Source organism: Streptomyces boluensis (genome assembly GCF_009908195.1).
Taxonomy (GTDB): Bacteria; Actinomycetota; Actinomycetes; order Streptomycetales; family Streptomycetaceae; genus Streptomyces; species Streptomyces boluensis.
This window is the reverse complement of the sequence record NZ_JAAAHS010000715.1, coordinates 1-1,343: the sequence shown is the minus strand read 5'-3', so window position 1 is coordinate 1,343 and position 1,343 is coordinate 1. Positions and strand designations below refer to the sequence as shown.

Genomic DNA, 1,343 nt, shown 5'->3' with positions numbered 1-1,343 from the left:
GTTCCGGTGGGCTCGGTTCCGGTGGTGGGGCGCCGCGCGACTCCGTCGTGGTGCCGGTCGCCGGGGGAGTGCGGGTCTCGCTCCACCAGGCGTTCGGCCTCGCGTACGCGGCCACGGCGGCCCGGCCGCTCCTGCACGCCGCCCTCAACCCCTCCCCGCAACTCACCCAACGTGCCGTCGGCGGTGGCATCCGCGCCATGATCCCGCTCCAGGCGGCACTCGCCGCCCGCGCCGGATCGCTGGGCACCGCCCTGACCGCCGCGGCTCTCGCCCCCATCGCCCGGCGCCTGGGCAGAAGGGTGAGCGCCACATGAGCCAGGGCCAGGGCCCGGCCCCACAGCCCCGCCTCGCACCAGTCCTCCCCGGTCTCTTCAGTCCCCCCAGTCTCTTCAGTCCCCCTCGTTCCTCCTCCCGGTAGTAGGGCGGTCACCTCATGACCCTTCGCTTCGGCTACGGCACCAACGGCCTGACCGATCTACGCCTCGACGACGCCCTCGGCCTCCTCGCCGACCTCGGGTACGACGGCCTCGGCCTGACCCTCGACCACATGCACCTGGACCCGATGGCCCCCGAACTGGCCGCACGCACCCGCCGGTTGCGCCGTCGCCTCGACCAGCTCGGCCTCTCCGTGACCGTGGAGACGGGTGCGCGGTACGTGCTCGACGCCCGGCGCAAGCACGGCCCGTCCCTGCTCGACGCCGACCCGGACGGGCGGGCCTCGCGGGTCGACCTGCTCCTGCGGGCCGTCCAGGTCGCCGCCGACCTGGACGCACACGCCGTGCACTGCTTCAGCGGCACGCTGCCCGAGGGCACGGACCCCGAGGCGGGTTGGCGGCGCCTCGTCGAAGCCTTGGAGCCCGTCGTCGCGGCGGCCACCGAAGCCGGGGTCCCGCTGGCGGTCGAGCCCGAGCCGGGTCATCTCCTGTCCTGCCTGGGCGACTTCCACCGCCTGCGCCGCTCACTCGGCGACCCGGACGCACTCGGCCTGACCCTGGACATCGGGCACTGCCAGTGCCTGGAGCCCACCTCGCCCGCCGCCTGCGTCACCGCGGCCGCGCCCTGGCTGCGGCACGTACAGATCGAGGACATGCGGCGCGGCGTCCATGAACACCTCCCTTTCGGTACCGGAGAGATCGACTTCCCACCCGTGCTCGACGCCCTGGCCGCCACCGGCTACCAAGGGCTGACCGTCGTGGAACTGCCCCGCCACTCCCACGCCGGCCCCCAACTCGCCGAAGAATCCCTCCACTTCCTCCGTAAGGCCGCACCCACGCCGACGTCCACTTGGGCGCCGCCCACGTCACCCACCGACCCGGCCACGCTCGACCCGTCCACGCTCGACC

General features: G+C 73.9%; 1 protein-coding gene and 1 pseudogene. Both read left to right on the top strand.

Annotated features, from left to right (window positions below; all coding sequences use genetic code 11):
- A pseudogene (locus tag GUY60_RS37680) lies at nt 1-314 on the top strand (SCO3242 family prenyltransferase); the annotation flags it as partial.
- A gap of 119 nt (nt 315-433) precedes the next feature.
- On the top strand, nt 434-1,343 hold a 910-nt coding region (locus GUY60_RS37675), incomplete at its 3' end, for a sugar phosphate isomerase/epimerase family protein (protein ID WP_161705997.1).